15 protein-coding genes and 1 tRNA gene are annotated in these 14,530 nt (G+C 67.5%); 3 read left to right on the top strand and 13 right to left on the bottom strand.

Going from position 1 to position 14,530, the window contains the following annotated elements; genetic code table 11:
- The first annotated feature begins 148 nt into the window (after positions 1 to 148).
- Entirely contained in the window at positions 149 to 580 is a 432-nt protein-coding gene (locus L1081_RS05595; protein WP_124958301.1) for a dihydroneopterin aldolase, read from the top strand.
- 77 nt (positions 581 to 657) lie between these two features.
- Here the strand turns inward: L1081_RS05595 and fae are convergent, their stop codons facing one another.
- From fae to cysS, 13 genes are all read right to left on the bottom strand, one after another.
- Positions 658 to 1,170, bottom strand: coding sequence for a formaldehyde-activating enzyme (fae, locus tag L1081_RS05590; protein WP_012748178.1), 513 nt, complete (start codon positions 1,168 to 1,170; stop codon positions 658 to 660).
- 83 nt (positions 1,171 to 1,253) lie between these two features.
- Entirely contained in the window at positions 1,254 to 2,168 is a 915-nt protein-coding gene (locus tag L1081_RS05585) for a triphosphoribosyl-dephospho-CoA synthase (protein ID WP_489415564.1), read from the bottom strand.
- On the bottom strand, positions 2,165 to 3,118 hold the full coding sequence (locus L1081_RS05580) for a RimK family alpha-L-glutamate ligase (protein WP_489415563.1): 954 nt from the start codon (positions 3,116 to 3,118) through the stop codon (positions 2,165 to 2,167). Before L1081_RS05580 ends, L1081_RS05585 begins: the two co-directional genes overlap by 4 nt.
- 2 nt (positions 3,119 to 3,120) lie before the next feature.
- On the bottom strand, positions 3,121 to 4,128 hold the full coding sequence (gene mch / locus L1081_RS05575; protein ID WP_489415562.1) for a methenyltetrahydromethanopterin cyclohydrolase: 1,008 nt from the start codon (positions 4,126 to 4,128) through the stop codon (positions 3,121 to 3,123).
- A complete protein-coding gene (locus L1081_RS05570; RefSeq protein WP_489415561.1) occupies positions 4,125 to 5,267 on the bottom strand; it encodes an ATP-grasp domain-containing protein in 1,143 nt (380 codons plus the stop codon). The genes mch and L1081_RS05570 overlap by 4 nt, the downstream gene beginning before the upstream one ends.
- A gap of 14 nt (positions 5,268 to 5,281) precedes the next feature.
- Positions 5,282 to 6,199 carry a methylene-tetrahydromethanopterin dehydrogenase N-terminal domain-containing protein gene (locus tag L1081_RS05565; protein ID WP_489415560.1) on the bottom strand — a complete coding sequence of 306 codons (918 nt, stop codon included), beginning with the start codon at positions 6,197 to 6,199 and terminating at the stop codon, positions 5,282 to 5,284.
- Between the two features lie 68 nt (positions 6,200 to 6,267).
- Positions 6,268 to 7,314: a beta-ribofuranosylaminobenzene 5'-phosphate synthase family protein gene (locus L1081_RS05560; RefSeq protein WP_489415559.1), complete on the bottom strand. Its 1,047-nt coding sequence runs from the start codon at positions 7,312 to 7,314 to the stop codon at positions 6,268 to 6,270.
- A gap of 227 nt (positions 7,315 to 7,541) precedes the next feature.
- A tRNA-Ser gene (locus L1081_RS05555) sits at positions 7,542 to 7,634 on the bottom strand.
- A gap of 26 nt (positions 7,635 to 7,660) precedes the next feature.
- Positions 7,661 to 8,929 (bottom strand): aspartate kinase, encoded by a 1,269-nt coding sequence (locus L1081_RS05550; protein WP_145745019.1) that lies wholly within the window; start codon positions 8,927 to 8,929, stop codon positions 7,661 to 7,663.
- A 70-nt stretch (positions 8,930 to 8,999) separates the two neighbouring features.
- The gene (tilS, locus tag L1081_RS05545) at positions 9,000 to 9,977 is read right to left on the bottom strand and encodes a tRNA lysidine(34) synthetase TilS (RefSeq protein WP_489415558.1); all 978 of its coding nucleotides are present in this window, start codon (positions 9,975 to 9,977) and stop codon (positions 9,000 to 9,002) included.
- Positions 9,978 to 10,001: 24 nt separating this feature from the next.
- Positions 10,002 to 10,982: an acetyl-CoA carboxylase carboxyltransferase subunit alpha gene (locus L1081_RS05540; protein WP_012748187.1), complete on the bottom strand. Its 981-nt coding sequence runs from the start codon at positions 10,980 to 10,982 to the stop codon at positions 10,002 to 10,004.
- 16 nt (positions 10,983 to 10,998) lie between these two features.
- Positions 10,999 to 11,652: a DNA-3-methyladenine glycosylase family protein gene (locus L1081_RS05535; protein ID WP_319438336.1), complete on the bottom strand. Its 654-nt coding sequence runs from the start codon at positions 11,650 to 11,652 to the stop codon at positions 10,999 to 11,001.
- 17 nt (positions 11,653 to 11,669) lie between these two features.
- Positions 11,670 to 13,046: a cysteine--tRNA ligase gene (cysS, locus tag L1081_RS05530; RefSeq protein WP_489415557.1), complete on the bottom strand. Its 1,377-nt coding sequence runs from the start codon at positions 13,044 to 13,046 to the stop codon at positions 11,670 to 11,672.
- 192 nt (positions 13,047 to 13,238) lie between these two features.
- Here cysS and L1081_RS05525 point away from each other — a divergent pair, with 192 nt between their 5' ends.
- A complete protein-coding gene (locus L1081_RS05525) occupies positions 13,239 to 13,829 on the top strand; it encodes a tetratricopeptide repeat protein (RefSeq protein ID WP_489415556.1) in 591 nt (196 codons plus the stop codon).
- A 72-nt stretch (positions 13,830 to 13,901) separates the two neighbouring features.
- A complete protein-coding gene (locus L1081_RS05520) occupies positions 13,902 to 14,498 on the top strand; it encodes a peptidylprolyl isomerase (protein ID WP_489415555.1) in 597 nt (198 codons plus the stop codon).
- Positions 14,499 to 14,530 lie beyond the last annotated feature (32 nt).

The raw sequence follows: 14,530 nt of genomic DNA, 5'->3' as shown, positions 1-14,530 counted from the left end.
GCCGCCAGACACACTTTCAAACATATTCGATCACCACTGGAGACAGCACTTGAACAACAGCCCGCGTCCTTCCGTCGCCCGCCTTTCCTCCTCGAATGCCTCGCCTGCCTCGAATGCATCGCCCGACGCGGCCGAGGCACCGGCGCCCATGGACCTGATCTTCATCGAGGGCTTCAGCGGCCAGACGGTGATCGGCATCCACGACTCCGAGCTGCATCATCCGCAGCCCCTCTTGATCGACGTGCACGCCGGCGTGCCCCGCGCACGCGCCTGCGACACCGACCGCATCGGCGACACCATCGACTATGGCGTGGTGCGTGAGCGGCTGGTGCGGCTCATGGCCGAGCACCGGCTGCAACTGCTTGAGGCCTTTGCAGAGGCCATCGCCGACATCCTCATCGACGAGTTCGGCGCCAGCTGGGTCCGCGTGAAGGTCGTGAAGCCGCGCAAGTTCGATGATGTGCAGGCCGTGGGCGTGCAGATCGAGCGCCACGCGCCCACGCACCGCGCCTCGAAGCTGGTGCACGGCGCGACCGTGCTGAACTTTCTTGCGAGCGGCATGGTGCCCGCCAAGCACTGAGCGTTCACGCTTGCCGCGCGATGCGGCAGCAAGAAAAAAACCGACGCGGTTCACGCGCCGGTTTTTTGTTTTGCGGCTCAGAGGTGGGCCGCGAACGGGTGTGCCGTGGTGCCCTTCTTGTCGACCACTTCCGCGGCCGTCGGCGAGCCGGCCACGGCGCGCTGGATGGCCTCGCGGGTGGCCTGGTAGTTGTAGTCCTGGATCTTCTTGTCATCGTCGGCAAGCCAGTGGATGAACACGCCGACGCAGATGAACAGGTTGTCCGCCTCCGCCATGGGGATGGTGCCATCCTCGACGCTGTCGGCCACCGCCAGCGCCACGGCGCGCTGCGCCGGCCCGAACATCTGCACCGCCTGCTTGGCGCCCTTGATGGTCACTTTGTTGAACATCACGGTGGCCGGCTTGGTCAGCAGGTTGGGAGCCACGACTGCGAGCAGCGAAGTGAAGCCGTCCTTGTTGTTCGTCAACGCATTCGCGAAGGCGGTCTCGGCAGCGCTGCCGCGCGGTCCGATGATCAGGTCGATATGGGCTACTTCGTTGCCGTCGCCAACGAGCGATTCGCCCACCATCAGTCGATCGATTTTTGCCATGGTTTCGAGTCTCCTCTCAGAGGTCCAAGGTGATTAGGGTCAATACGACACCGGTCAGGAAGACCAGCGCAAAGCCATGGGTATCACGATCCGTGCCATCCATTCGCCCAGCCCGAAAGCAGCAGCGCGGCCACGGTGAAATCGGCGCTGGTCCCGGGGTTGACGCCTGCGGCCTTGAGTGAAAGGTCCCAGGCGGCGAAGCCGGGGTCGGCGTCGAGTGCCACGCCCGCGCCGGCACGCTCCTGCCAGGCCTGCGCCGCCGTCATGACAGTCTGTGCCACGCGCTCGCCGTGTTTTCGAACAATGTGTGAATCAGGAAAGGCGCTCAGACAAGCCAGGTAAAGCCGTTGGACGAAAGCCACAGTGGCGGTATCGGGCGATGCACTGGCATCGGTCGGCGCTTCGCCGCAGCCCGCCGGTTGCACCGGTTCCTGGAACGCGAGCGCGAACAGGTCCGCGAATCCGTCGCGGTACTGGCGCGCGATGAGGTCGCGGTCCGCGGCAAGCGCCATGGCGGCACGCAGGTCGACGCTGGGCGTATCGCGCACGTCCTCGGCCGGCGCGGTGCCCAGGCCACCGGGATGCGCCTGCGCAATCGCGCGATAGGCGGCGCGCGCATCGTCGATGTCGAGCGTGGCCAGCACCGACTCCACCGCCGTGCGCAAGGCTGCGGGGGTTCCGGCGTGCGGGTGCTGCTCCACCGCGAGCGCGATGGGCGCGCACAGCAGCAGGATGCCGAGGTTGGTGTTGCACCCCGCCACCGCCCAGGTGGCCGCCACGGCCGCTTCGATGCGCGCGCCCACGCGCAAGCCGGGCTCGAACAGCGCACCGGCCGCGGCCTCCGCGCTGGCAACGAACATCGAGGCCTCCATGCCGTGGCCCGGCGAAGCCTGGCTCACGTTGCCGGGCTTGCGCACGGCCACGTCGAGCCAGCAGGCCCGCAGGAAGCAGGCCCGCGCGCGCTCGATGGCCGCCTGCCGCGCGTTCGTCATCATCAAGCGCGGCGCTCCGGCAACGGCAGGATCTGCTGCACGAGGCTCCGCGCCTGCGCGAGCTTGCGGTCGAGCAGGTCGTCGACGATGGCGCGCGCGATGTTGAAGCCCGTCGCGCGCTGCAGTCCCTGCCAGGCGGCCACGCCGTTGACCTCGAGCACCTGGATCTTCGGCCCGCTGGCCGCGGCGATGAGGTCCACGCCCGCGTAGTCCATGTCCAGCGCCTGCGCCGCGCCTTCGGCCAGTTGCGCGAGCGCGGGCTCCAGCACGGCCGGCTCGCAGCGCGCGCCCTGGGCCACGTTGTGGATCCAGTGCGTGCTGACGCGCCGCATCGCGGTGACGGCACGCCCGCCCACCACCATCACGCGCCAGTCGAAACCCGGCGAGGCCATGGGCGGGACGAAGCGCTGCAGATAGGCCAGGCCCGCGTAGCGCGCATCGATGTCGGGCATCGGATGATGGACGCCGTCGACCTCGCCCACCAGCTGCAGGTTCTTGCCCTGCGAGCCGAACAAGGGCTTGAGCACCAGCGCATGGCCCGCGGCCATCTCGCGCATGGCGATTCGCCGCGCCTGCGCCGCCGATTCGGTGGCCCAGGTGGCGGGTGCGGGAATGCGCGCGGCATGCAGCAGCAGGCTGGTCATCGACTTGTCGACCGTGCGCTCGATGGCGCGCGCATCGTTGTAGACCGGCACGCCCAGTTCGCGCAGGGCATGCAGCACGCCCAGGCGCTTGGTGACCTGCTCGAAGCTTCCGCCGGCAATGCCGCGCACCAGCACCGCATCGGGCAGCTCGCGGCCGTAGCCGGGAATGACCAGGCCATGCCATGCCGCGGTGGTGTCGATGTTGCAGTCGGCCAGGTCGACGCAGCGCCCCACCGCGCCGCGTGCGCGCAGCGCGGCCTGCAGCTGGCGCGTGTGCCAGCCGATCTCGTCCGTCATGATGGCGATGCGCACGGTCAGGCCTCCTGCAGCCAGAGGCGCTGCAGCAGTGCCATGTCGGGCGCGCCGCCGTGCCAGGTGTTGCCGCTGTCGACATTGCTGACCCACACCTCGGCCGGTGCGAACAAGGCGCCGTCGATCTTGTAGAAGTCGTACTCGACCTCCTTGAAGATCTCGGCGAACGAGCGCCCGTGGTCGCGCGAGTTGCGCGACGGCAGCGCACGCGCCAGCTCGCGTGCCGCGCCGTCGTCGCCGCGGACTGTCAGGTGCACGCGGCCGCCGTACAGGATGGCGTCGTTGGTGCGGCCCATGGCCTCGACGCCATCGGCGCTCGGCGACGGCAGCGGCGCGGTGCCGGCGCCATCGACGATGTTGGCGAGCGCAAAGCCCAGCTCGTGCGCCTTGTGCAGCGCCACCTCGAGCACACGCGCCACCACTTGCGTCGTGCCCGCGAGGCTGGTGGTGGGCGTGAGGATCAGGGTCAGCGCTTCCGCAGCCAGGCCGCAATCGCGCAGCAGCTTGTCGATCACGATCTTCGGCGGCGCGCGATCGACTTCCAGCACCAGCACACCGCATGGCGCATGGTCGCGATAGTCCAGTTCGGCAAAGAGTTTTTCCTTCACCGCCAGCGCGCGCGCCGGCCCCGAGCCGAGCGAAAAGAACTTCTTGCCGCCGGTCTCCTCCTTCGTGGCCGCGAGGCTCCAGCCGGCGTATTGGCTGCCAAGGCAGGCCAGCACCGGCTGCGAGCTGCGCACGTCGAGCCACGTGGGCCAGCCTTCAGCGGCGCTGCCGCTGCGCAGGTTCACATGCCCCAGCCCGCCCATGCAGATCTCGCCGATCTGCAGGCCGGCCGCCACGCTGCCGCGCGTCTCGATGCCGGCATCGACGATACGCGCGCCGCTCTCGTCGCGGCGCACTTGCAGCCCGAACGCATCGGCATCGGCCAGCAGGCGCTCGACCAGCGGGCGGGCCAGCAGGTTGACGCTCAGACCCGAAACGGCCACAGGCGGGGAAGTGTTGCTCATGCCTTGGTCTCCAGTGATTGCAGCAGCCGCTCGCGGCCTTCGTTCAAGCGGGTGCGCACCTGCTGCGCGCTGCTGCCGCTCGCGGTCAGGGTGCACAGCGGGTCGTCGATCTCGAAGCGCTGGCCGGCTTCTGGCAGATCGCGAATGCCGGGCCATGCGGCAAGGCGCTGCGCCGCAGCCGCATCGAGCTGCAGCGGCTGCCGCGCGAACACGATCTCGATGCCTTCGACCTCTTGCGCAGCCGATGGCACCTGCGACGGCAGCTCGCCATGCAGGCAGGCACGCAGATGCGCCTGCATCACGCCCGGTGAACCGGCGCGCGCCTTGTAGAGGCTCATGCTGGCCGGTGGCCTCGGGTTGACCTCCAGCACGCCGATCGCGTCGCCGTCGCGCATGAAGTCGAGGCTGCACAGGCCGCGCAGTTCGAACTCCACGGCCAGCGCGCGCGCGATGGCCGCCACGCGGCGCGCGATGTGCTCTGCCACGGGCACCGGCCCGACGGCGCCGCAGAACACGAAGGGCCGCGTGCCGAAGCGGCGCACGGTCTGCTCGTTGAAGCCGAGCACATGCACGTCGCGGCCATTGGCGATGAAGGTGGCCGACATCGGCAGCCCGGCCATTTCGCGCTGGAAGTAGTGGTGCGAAGACGGCGGCTCGTCGATCGACCACGGCGCATGGCGCACATGCCAGCCGCCGCAGCCGTGCGCGTCCTTCATGAGCCATCCCGCGGGGTCCTCGGGCGGCTGCAGCAGCACTTGCGGAAAGGGGATGACCTGCGCGGTGAGAAAGCCGAAGAAGGCCGCCGGATCGCGCAGGCGGCGCACAGCCGCGGGCGCGGTGCCGATCAGCGGCAGCACGGCCGCGCCCTCTTCCAGCAATTCGGGCTCGCCTTCGAAGCCGCTGCCCGCGATCCAGCCCTGCACCGGTTCGCTGTCCTCTGCGAGCGTGCGCAGCGCGGCCAGCACGTTGGCAGCATCGATCTGCAAACTGCCGGACGCGCCAATCGGCATCCAGCGCGAAGCCGCTCGGCGCGTGTCGACATCGCCGAACAGATCGAGCGCGACCACCTTGAAGCCATCGCTTGCCGCCGCCTCGGCCATGGCGCGCGCGGAGATGGCGGCGACGGCGATCGTCTGCATGGTTCCCGCTGGCTTCAAGCCGTCTTTCCGGCCTGCTCGACCAGGAACGCGCGGGCCACCGCAAAGGCCTCGGGGAAGCTCAGCACCTGGGCTTTTTCGGCCTCGCACATCTGCACCAGCAGCCGATGCTGCGTCTGGTACTTGACGTTGCCCACCGCCAGCGCGCCGATGGCCACGGCCTGCGTGCCGGCCAATGGCTTGGCGTCGTCCATCACGCCGACGCCGGCAATGCCTTCGGGCGGCACGGCGTTCACGTCGGCCGCCACCTTGAGCCGCGTCGCGGCGCCGAGCGCCTCGCTCGATACGACCTGCACGCCCGCGGCCGCACAGGCCAGCAGCACGTCGGCATCGGCGATGGAGCGGCGCACCGCGTCGGGGTCGCCGCCCGAGAGGCCGTGCAGCTTCACGCCGAAGCGCTGCCCGGTTTCGTCGGCCGCTTCCTGCGCCGCGTCGATGCCGTTGCGGCTGGACAGGTACACCTCGGCACCGGCCCCTGCCGCGATCACGCCCGCCACGCGGCCCACCGGCCCCATGCCGCCGAGGATCACCACGCGCTGGCCTTCCAGGCCCTGCCCAAGGTGGCGCTTGAGCGCGGCCTCGACGCAGGCCACCATGGCCGCGGCCGTGGTGTAGGCGCCGCTCGGATCGGCCATCGCCGAGACGATGAAGGGCTTGACCATCGAGGTTCGTGCGCGCTCGAGCATGTCGGCCGCCAGCTGCGCATCGCGCCCGCCGATGAAGATGCCGGTGCGCGCCACGCCCTTGGGTCCGCGCGAGAAGATGGTGTCCTGCGTCAGCCCGGTGATGCGGTCCAGGCCCACTTCGCAGTAGGGCACGATGATCTGGTAGCCGGCGTCCGCTGCCATGTTGATGTCGAACGGGCTCATCTGTTGGCCGGGGGTGAACATGTGAAGGATGCGGGGACGTTCCATGAGGGCCTGCGTTGGTTGATATTGATGTGTGGAAGGTTGAGGGCGGGTGCTCTTCGGCTGCAACGGCTTCAGCGGTTGCGCGGCTCGGCGGCACGACCCCGCACCACCGCCCCGCGGTTGCGGCCCGAGACGATGCGCAGCTCCAACCGCGGATCGAGCTGCCCGGAGGCACGCGCCGCATCGACCAGCATCTCGGCCCGCACGTGCGAAGTCACGATCGCAAAACTCGTTGGGCCCCATGAACTCTGGCCGATGGCCGCGTCGTGCCCGCGGCTCGCATCCGCGAACCAGTGCATCAGCCGCCCGACCGCAGCGCTCGTGTAGATGCCGCCCTGCGCCGGCGCAAAGTGCTCGCCGAGCAGCTGCTGCATGCGGTTGATGCCCGCGGCAAACGGCGCGAACTCCGCACGCGCGGCGCCGGGCAGCACCCGCATCAGCACCTGATGGCAGATCTCGGCCGCGCCCGCCTGCGGCAGGGGCGGCAAGGCCGCGATGGCTTCCTTCTCCGCGCCGCCCGACAGGCCCTTGTGCGTGGGATCCTGGACGACGATGACGCGCCATTCCTCCGGAAACTCGATGCGCGACAGCAGCGGTGCGGGCAGCCCGTCGGCGCCCGGACCGCCATCCAGGAGCAGGCCGCCGCTGTCGAAACCCGCAATGCCGACTCCCGAGCGCAGGCCGCGCCCGAGCCAGTGCGCCAGCGTGCCCGTGTCCAGGTCGAGCCCATGCCATTCGGCAAAGGCCCGCCCGATCGCCGACGCCAGCTGCGTGCCCGAGCCGAAGCCCGCATGCGGCGGCAAGGCGTGGCGCAGCCGCAGCGCCAGCGGCGCGTGGCGGCCGCTGCGCTGCTTCAACACCGCCAGATAGTCCGCCGCGCGGGCCAGTTCCGCCTCGCCGGCCGGCGTGTCGGCCGCCAGCTGGTCCGAGGACGCGGACGCCGACAGCTCGAGGTCGGTGGTGAAGCCGTCGATCACCAGCCCCAGGCTGCCGAACGCGCGCCCCAGCGAGCCCGAGGGGTCCAGAAAGCCCAGGTGCAGGCGCCCGGGCGCGCTCACGCCTACCGTGCGAACGCTCTGGTCGAGCCTGGAAGCAAAGGCGAGGTCGGCGGAGGTCATGGGCGGCGGCGGGCGATGAGGCGAGGTCATGGACCCGCTTGTCATAGCAAGGGCCGTTCCGTCCATGCGCCCAGAGGGGGCACCGGGGCCAGGGCGCGTTCAAGAGGCCGGCGATGTCCCAGGAGCGGGACAATGTGTCACGGCGTGCGGGCCGCGGCGGGGATGGCTGCTGCGATGCAGCGCCCCAAATGAAAAACGCCCCGTGAGGGGCGTTTTTGTTTGCTATCTGGCGGAACCGGAGGGATTCGAACCCTCGATGAGGCTCTACACCCCATACTCCCTTAGCAGGGGAGCACCTTCGGCCACTCGGTCACAGTTCCTGAAAGAAGCCGAGATTATGCCACCATCAGGCGGCCGGTTGGTCCAGATCGAAGGCTTTGTGCAGGGCGCGCACGGCCAATTCCATGTATTTTTCGTCGATCACGACCGAGGTCTTGATCTCGCTGGTGGAAATCATCTGGATGTTGATGCCCTCCTCGCTCAGCACGCGGAACATCTTGCTGGCAACGCCCACGTGGCTGCGCATGCCGATGCCCACGATGCTGACCTTGCAGATCTTGGTGTCGCCCACGATCTCGGTCGCGCCCAGCGAGGGCATGACCTTCGACTGCAGCAGGTCGACCGTCTTCGCATACTCGTTGCGGTGCACGGTGAAGCTGAAGTCGGTCCGGCCGTCCTTGCTGAGGTTCTGGATGATCACGTCGACTTCGATGTTGGCGTCTGCCACGGCACCGAGGATGTGATACGCGATGCCCGGCTTGTCGGGCACGCCGAGCACCGAGATCTTGGCTTCGTCGCGGTTGAAAGCGATGCCGGATACGACGGCTTGTTCCATGTTTTCGTCTTCCTCGAAAGTGATCAGCGTGCCGGACTTGGCCTCTTCATTGATGTCGATGTCCCACGGCGTGAAGCTCGAGAGCACACGCAGCGGCACCTTGTACTTGCCGGCGAATTCCACCGAGCGGATCTGCAGCACCTTGGAGCCCAGGCTCGCCATCTCGAGCATCTCTTCGAAGCTCACGGTCGAGAGGCGGCGCGCATCGGGCTCCACGCGCGGGTCGGTGGTGTAGACGCCGTCGACGTCGGTGTAGATCAGGCACTCGTGCGCCTTCATCGCGGCCGCAATGGCCACGGCCGAGGTGTCGCTGCCGCCGCGGCCCAGCGTGGTGATGTTGCCGTCGTCGTCCACGCCCTGGAAGCCGGTGATCACCACCACCTTGCCGGCGTCGAGGTCGGCACGCACGCGCTCGTCGTCGATGCTCTCGATGCGCGCCTTGGTGTAGGAGTTGTCGGTGCGCACCGACACCTGCCAGCCCGCGTAGCTCACGGCTTCCATGCCTTCGGCCTGCAGCGCAATGGCCAGCAGCGCGGAAGAAGCCTGTTCGCCGGTCGAGGCAAGCATGTCGAGCTCGCGCCCGTGGGCCTCGCTCGGTTTGCTCGGCGCCAGTTCCTTGGCCAGGCCGAGCAGGCGATTGGTTTCGCCGCTCATGGCACTCGGGACCACGATCATCTGGTGGCCGGCGCGCGCCCACTTGGCGACGCGCTTGGCGACATTCTTGATGCGCTCGGTCGAGCCCATCGACGTACCGCCGTATTTGTGAACGATCAATGCCATGGATGAATTCAGAGAAATGGGAAGGGCCGCCGCTGCACTCCCGAGTGCCAGCGCGGCGCCCTGCAAGCCGTCAGCGCGAAGCCTTGGGCGAGGGCCCGGAATTGTACCAATGCAGCAGGTCGCCCCTGCGCTGGGCGAATCCATTGGCCACCTTGAGGTGGATCCGGTGGCCGCGGGTGGTGCAGGCGCGAACCTGGTCCAGCAGCTGGTCGAGCTGGGCCGCGCTGGGCGCGCAGCCGTGCGCCTGCATCAGCCAGTGCCGCAGCACATTGGCCTGCCGCGCGCGCGAAAGCGCCTGCAGCGCGGCGATGCGGGGCGGGCTGCCCACCACGGCCAGGTCTTGCGCCGCGAGTTCGCCCAGCAGCTCCTGCGCCTGCGCGGCATGGCCGATGCTGCGCGCGAAGGTGGCACGGAACTGCGGGAAGGTCCGCTCCAGCGCGGGCAGCAGCACGGCGCGAATCCGGTTGCGGGTGTAGCGCTCGTCCTCGTTGGTCGGGTCTTCGATCCAAGGCAGGTCGACACTTTTGAGCCACGCCCGGATGTCGGCCCCGGGCACGGCCAGCAGCGGGCGGTAGATGTCCAGCCCGTTGCGCCGCGCATGCGCCGGCATGGCCGCGAGTCCCGGCAAACCGGCGCCCCGGGAAAGGGCCAAAAAAAGCGTTTCGACCTGGTCGTCGGCATGGTGCCCGAGGACTATCGATTCGATAGCGCCAAGCGCCGTATCCGTGCACGCCATGGCTGCAAAGGCGTCGTAGCGGGCGCGCCGTGCCGCATCTTCGGGGCTGTCGCCCTGCGCATGGCGCGCGTCCACACGGTGCACCGCGAGCGGCACGCCCAGGCGTTCGCACACGGCCGCGCAATGGCGTTCGAAATCATCGGCCGCGGCCTGCAGGCCGTGGTGCACATGAAAGGCAAGCACCTGTCCGGGCCAGGCCGAGGCGCAAGCGGCCAGCAGCGCCGTGGAATCCGCACCGCCGCTGAAGCCCACCGCCAGCGGCAGATGCGCCGGCTCGAACGCGGCCATGGCGCGTTCGAAGGCTTCGTTCATGGAAGGAGCAGCGCGCTGGCTTGTTTACCTGCCGGTGTCGGCCTTGGTGTCGTTGAAGCGCCCGTAGCTCTGCAGGCGTTCGTAGCGGCGCTCGAGCAGTTCCTTCGGCTTCAGGTCGCTGACCTGGCGGAAGGCGTCGTTGAGCGCGCGCTTGAGGAAAGCGGCCATCTGGCGATGGTCGCGGTGCGCGCCGCCGACCGGCTCGTTCACGATCTTGTCGACCAGGCCCAGCGCCTTCAGGCGGTGCGCGGTGATGCCGAGCGCATCGGCCGCTTCCTGCGCCTTGTCGCTGGTCTTCCAGAGAATGGAGGCGCAGCCTTCGGGGCTGATGACCGAGTAGATTGAATACTGCAGCATCACGAGCTGGTCGCCCACCGAAATGGCCAGCGCGCCGCCGGAGCCGCCTTCACCGATGATGGTGACGATGATCGGCACCTCGAGCTGCGCCATCTCGTAGATGTTGCGGCCGATGGCTTCGGACTGGCCGCGCTCCTCGGCGTCGATGCCCGGATAGGCGCCGGGCGTATCGACGAAGGTGAAGACCGGCAGCTTGAACTTCTCGGCCGTCTTCATGAGGCGCAGCGCCTTGCGGTAGCCCTCGGGCTTGCTCATGCCGAAGTTGCGCGCGGTGCGCTCCTTGGTGTCGCGCCCCTTCTGGTGGCCGAGCACCATGCAGGGCGTGCCGTTGAAGCGGGCCAGGCCGCCCACGATGGAGAGGTCGTCCGAAAAGTGCCGGTCGCCGTGCAGTTCGACGAAGTCGGTGAAGATCTCGTTGACGTAGTCGAGCGTGTAGGGCCGCTCCGGATGCCGCGCGATCTTGGTGATCTGCCAGGGCGTCAGGTCGCTGTAGATGTCCTTGGTGAGCTGCTGGCTCTTCTTGCCGAGCTGGTCGATTTCCTCCGAGATGTCGACCGCCGATTCGGTCTGTACATAGCGCAGTTCTTCGATCTTTGTTTCGAGTTCAGCAATGGGCTGCTCGAAGTCGAGGAAGGTTCGTTTCGCCAACGTCTTCTCCTGTTGTTCAGTATGCGACCGGTACCGGGTCGAGCGATCGCCAAATATACCAAGTCGCCACGCTGCAATACGGGGCCCAGGCCACGGCAACGTCGCGGGCATCGCTGCGGCTCACGGGATCGCCCGAAAAATAATTGACGCTGATGCCGTTGAGCAGGCCCAGGTCGTCGACCGGCAGCACGTTGGGGCGCATCAGGTGGAAGATGAGGAACATCTCGGCCGTCCAGCGGCCGATGCCGCGGATGGCCACGAGTTCATCGATGATGAGCTCGTCGGCCATGTCCTTCCAGGCGTCGACATGCACTGCGCCCGAATCGAAATGAATGGCCAGGTCCACCAGGTACTCGATCTTGCGCGCCGACAGCCCCGCCGCGCGCATGTCGTCGACCTTGAGCTTGAGCACGTTGGCCGGGGTCAGCTTGCGCGGCAGCACCGCGAACTTGTCCCACACGGTCTGCGCGGCCTTTACCGAAATCTGCTGGCCCACGATGCTGCGCGCGAGCGTGGTGAACGCGTCGCCGCGCGACTCGAGGCAGGCATCGCCGAACTTCGGGATCAGCCGCTTCATCACGCGGTCCTTCCTGGACAGGTGCTTGCAGGCCTCTTCCCAATAGTCCGGCGTGAAGATCTGGACCGCCGGATTTTTCGAGGAAGCAGGCATGGGATTCGTGGTTCCGTTCACTGCGCTGCGGCCCAGGTTGTGCCGGTGGGCGAATCCTTGAGCACGATGCCCTGCGCCAGGAGGTCGTTGCGGATGCGGTCGGCCTCGGCGAAGTTCTTGGCGGCCTTGGCGGCCGCTCGCGCATCGATCTGCGCCTGGATGGTGGCCTCGTCCAGCGTGGTGCCTGCGCGCAGGAAGGCACGCGGGTCGCCCTGCAGCAGGCCCAGCGAACCGGCCAGCGCCTTCAGCAAGCCGGCTGTTTCTGCGGACTTGGTGCGGTTGACCTCGCCGGCCAGCTCGAACAGCACGGCGATGGCCTCGGGCGTGCCGAAGTCGTCGTCCATGGCGGCCTTGAAGCGCGCGGCATAGGACTGCGTCCAGTCGATCATTACTGCGGCCGGAGCGACCAGATCGAGCGCGGTGTACAGGCGCTTCAGCGAATTGCGGGCGTCGTCCAAGTGTGCGTCACTGTAGTTGAGCGCGCTACGGTAGTGCGTGCGCACCAGGAAGAAACGCAGGCTCTCGGCGTCGTACTTCTGCAGCACCTCGCGGATGGTGAAGAAATTGCCCAGGCTCTTGGACATCTTCTCGTTGTCCACGCGCACGAAGCCGTTGTGCACCCAGAAGCGCGACAGCGGCTTGCCGTTGGCGCCTTCGCTCTGCGCGATCTCGTTCTCGTGGTGCGGAAACTGAAGATCAGCGCCGCCGCCATGGATGTCGAAGGTTTCGCCGAGAGTGGCGCAGCTCATGGCCGAGCACTCGATGTGCCAGCCCGGCCGGCCGGTGCCGTAGGCGCTTTCCCATTTGGCGTCGGCAGGCTCGGTCGGCTTGGCAGCCTTCCAGAGCACGAAGTCGAGCGGATCCTGCTTGCCGTCGAGCACGGCAACACGTTCGCCCGCATGCAACTCGTCGAGCGACTTGCCCGACAGCTTGCCGTAGCCCGGGAACTTGCGCACCGCGTAGTTCACGTCGCCGTTGTCCGAACGATAGGCCAGGCCCTTTTTCTCGAGCTTCTCGATGATGCCCAGCATCTGCGGCACGTATTCGGTGGCACGCGGCTCGATGGTGGGTGGCTCGATGCCGAGCGCGCCGATGTCCTCGTGCATGGCTGCGATCACTTCGTCGGTCAGCTGACGGATGGTGATGCCGCGCTGCACCGCGCGCGCAATGATCTTGTCGTCGATGTCGGTGATGTTGCGCACGTAGGTCACGGCGTAGTCGCTCGCCCGCAGCCAGCGCTGCACCACGTCGAAGGCCATCATCATGCGGGCATGGCCGATGTGGCAGAGGTCATAGACCGTCATGCCGCACACGTACATGCGCACCCGGCCCGGTTGCAATGGGGAGAACTCCTCCAGTTCACGCGAAAGCGTGTTGTAGATGCGCAGACTCATGAGGCTCGGAAAGCGTCGCTTCGCGCTCGTGCGGCACGGGCGAACGACGGTGTATTTCAGGGGTGACGGGACAGTGGCCACGAGGGGTTGGACATGGCCCCTCGGCTACAATGCACCGCAGTATAAACGGCTGCTGCCGTGTACATTCCGGGTGTTTTCGAAGCCCGCATTTCCCACTCCTGCCGAGGCTTCATGAAGCACGTCGCGTTCTCCAAACTCTCCATCGCCTTTGCACTGCTCTTCAGCCTGTGGGGTTCGGCTGCCTACGCCAACGACTACGACGACGTGAATACCCTGCTGCGCCAGGGCAAGTCGAACGAGGCGCTCGCCAAGGCCGATGCCTACATCGCCGGCAAGCCGCGCGATCCACAGATGCGCTTTCTGCGCGGCGTGATCCTCACCGAGCAGAAGAAGCAGAACGAGGCCATTGCCGCGTTCACGCAGATGACGCAGGATTTCCCGGAGCTGCCCGAGCCCTACAACAACCTGGCCGCGCTCTATGCAGCGCAGAGCAAGTTCGACCAGGCGCGCGCTGCGCTGGAGCAGGCACTCAGGCTCAACCCCAACTACGCCACCGCGCACGAGAACCTCGGCGACGTGTATGCCCGCCTGGCGGCCCAGGAATATGTGCGGGCGCAGCAATTCGCCAGCACCAACGCCAGCGTGGCGCCCAAGCTCTCGCTGATCCGCCAGATCTTCACGCCCAAGGCCGAGGCCGATGCCGCGGCCCTGCCGGCGGCACCGCCTGAAGCCCGCAAGCCGGTCGGCCGCGTCAGCAAGTAGCGACAGCACCCTGGCCGCGGCCGCTTGCATTGCCCGGCCCGCGCCCCACATCATTCGCATTCGGAGCCATCCTTGACGATCCAATCCCCTTCCCTGTCCATTCGCTTCAGCCGCCGCGGCGCGCTCCTGCTGGCCGCCTCGCTCGCACTTGCCGGCGCCGTCCATGCGCAGCCCGGCCCGCGCGTGAAGCTCGCCACCTCGGCCGGCGACATCCTGGTCGAGCTCGACCAGGCCAAGGCGCCCCAGACGGTCGAGAACTTCCTGCAGTACGTCAAGGACAAGCACTACGATGGCACCGTGTTCCACCGCGTGATCGACGGCTTCATGATCCAGGGCGGCGGCTTCACGGCCGACATGCAGCAAAAACCCACGCGCGCACCCATTCCGCTCGAAGCCGGCAACGGCCTGAAGAACGACCGCTACACCATCGCAATGGCGCGCACGGGCAATCCGAACTCGGCCACCTCGCAGTTCTTCATCAACGTGAAGAACAACGATTCGCTCAACGCGCCCAATCCCGACGGCTACGGCTACACGGTATTCGGCCGGGTGGTGGCCGGCACCGAGGTGGTCGACAAGATCCGTGCCGTGCAAACCGGTAACAAGGGCGGCATGCAGAACGTGCCGCTCGAGCCCATCATCATCAAGTCCGCCGCACTGGCGAAGTAATCTCCTCCGAACATCCGAAAGAAGGACTCCCT

The sequence above is a fragment of the Variovorax sp. MSC1_012 genome (genome assembly GCF_023667525.1).
Classification (GTDB): Bacteria; Pseudomonadota; Gammaproteobacteria; order Burkholderiales; family Burkholderiaceae_C; genus Variovorax; species Variovorax beijingensis_B.
Note: the sequence above shows the minus strand (reverse complement) of the source record. Positions and strands in the feature narration are given on the sequence as shown.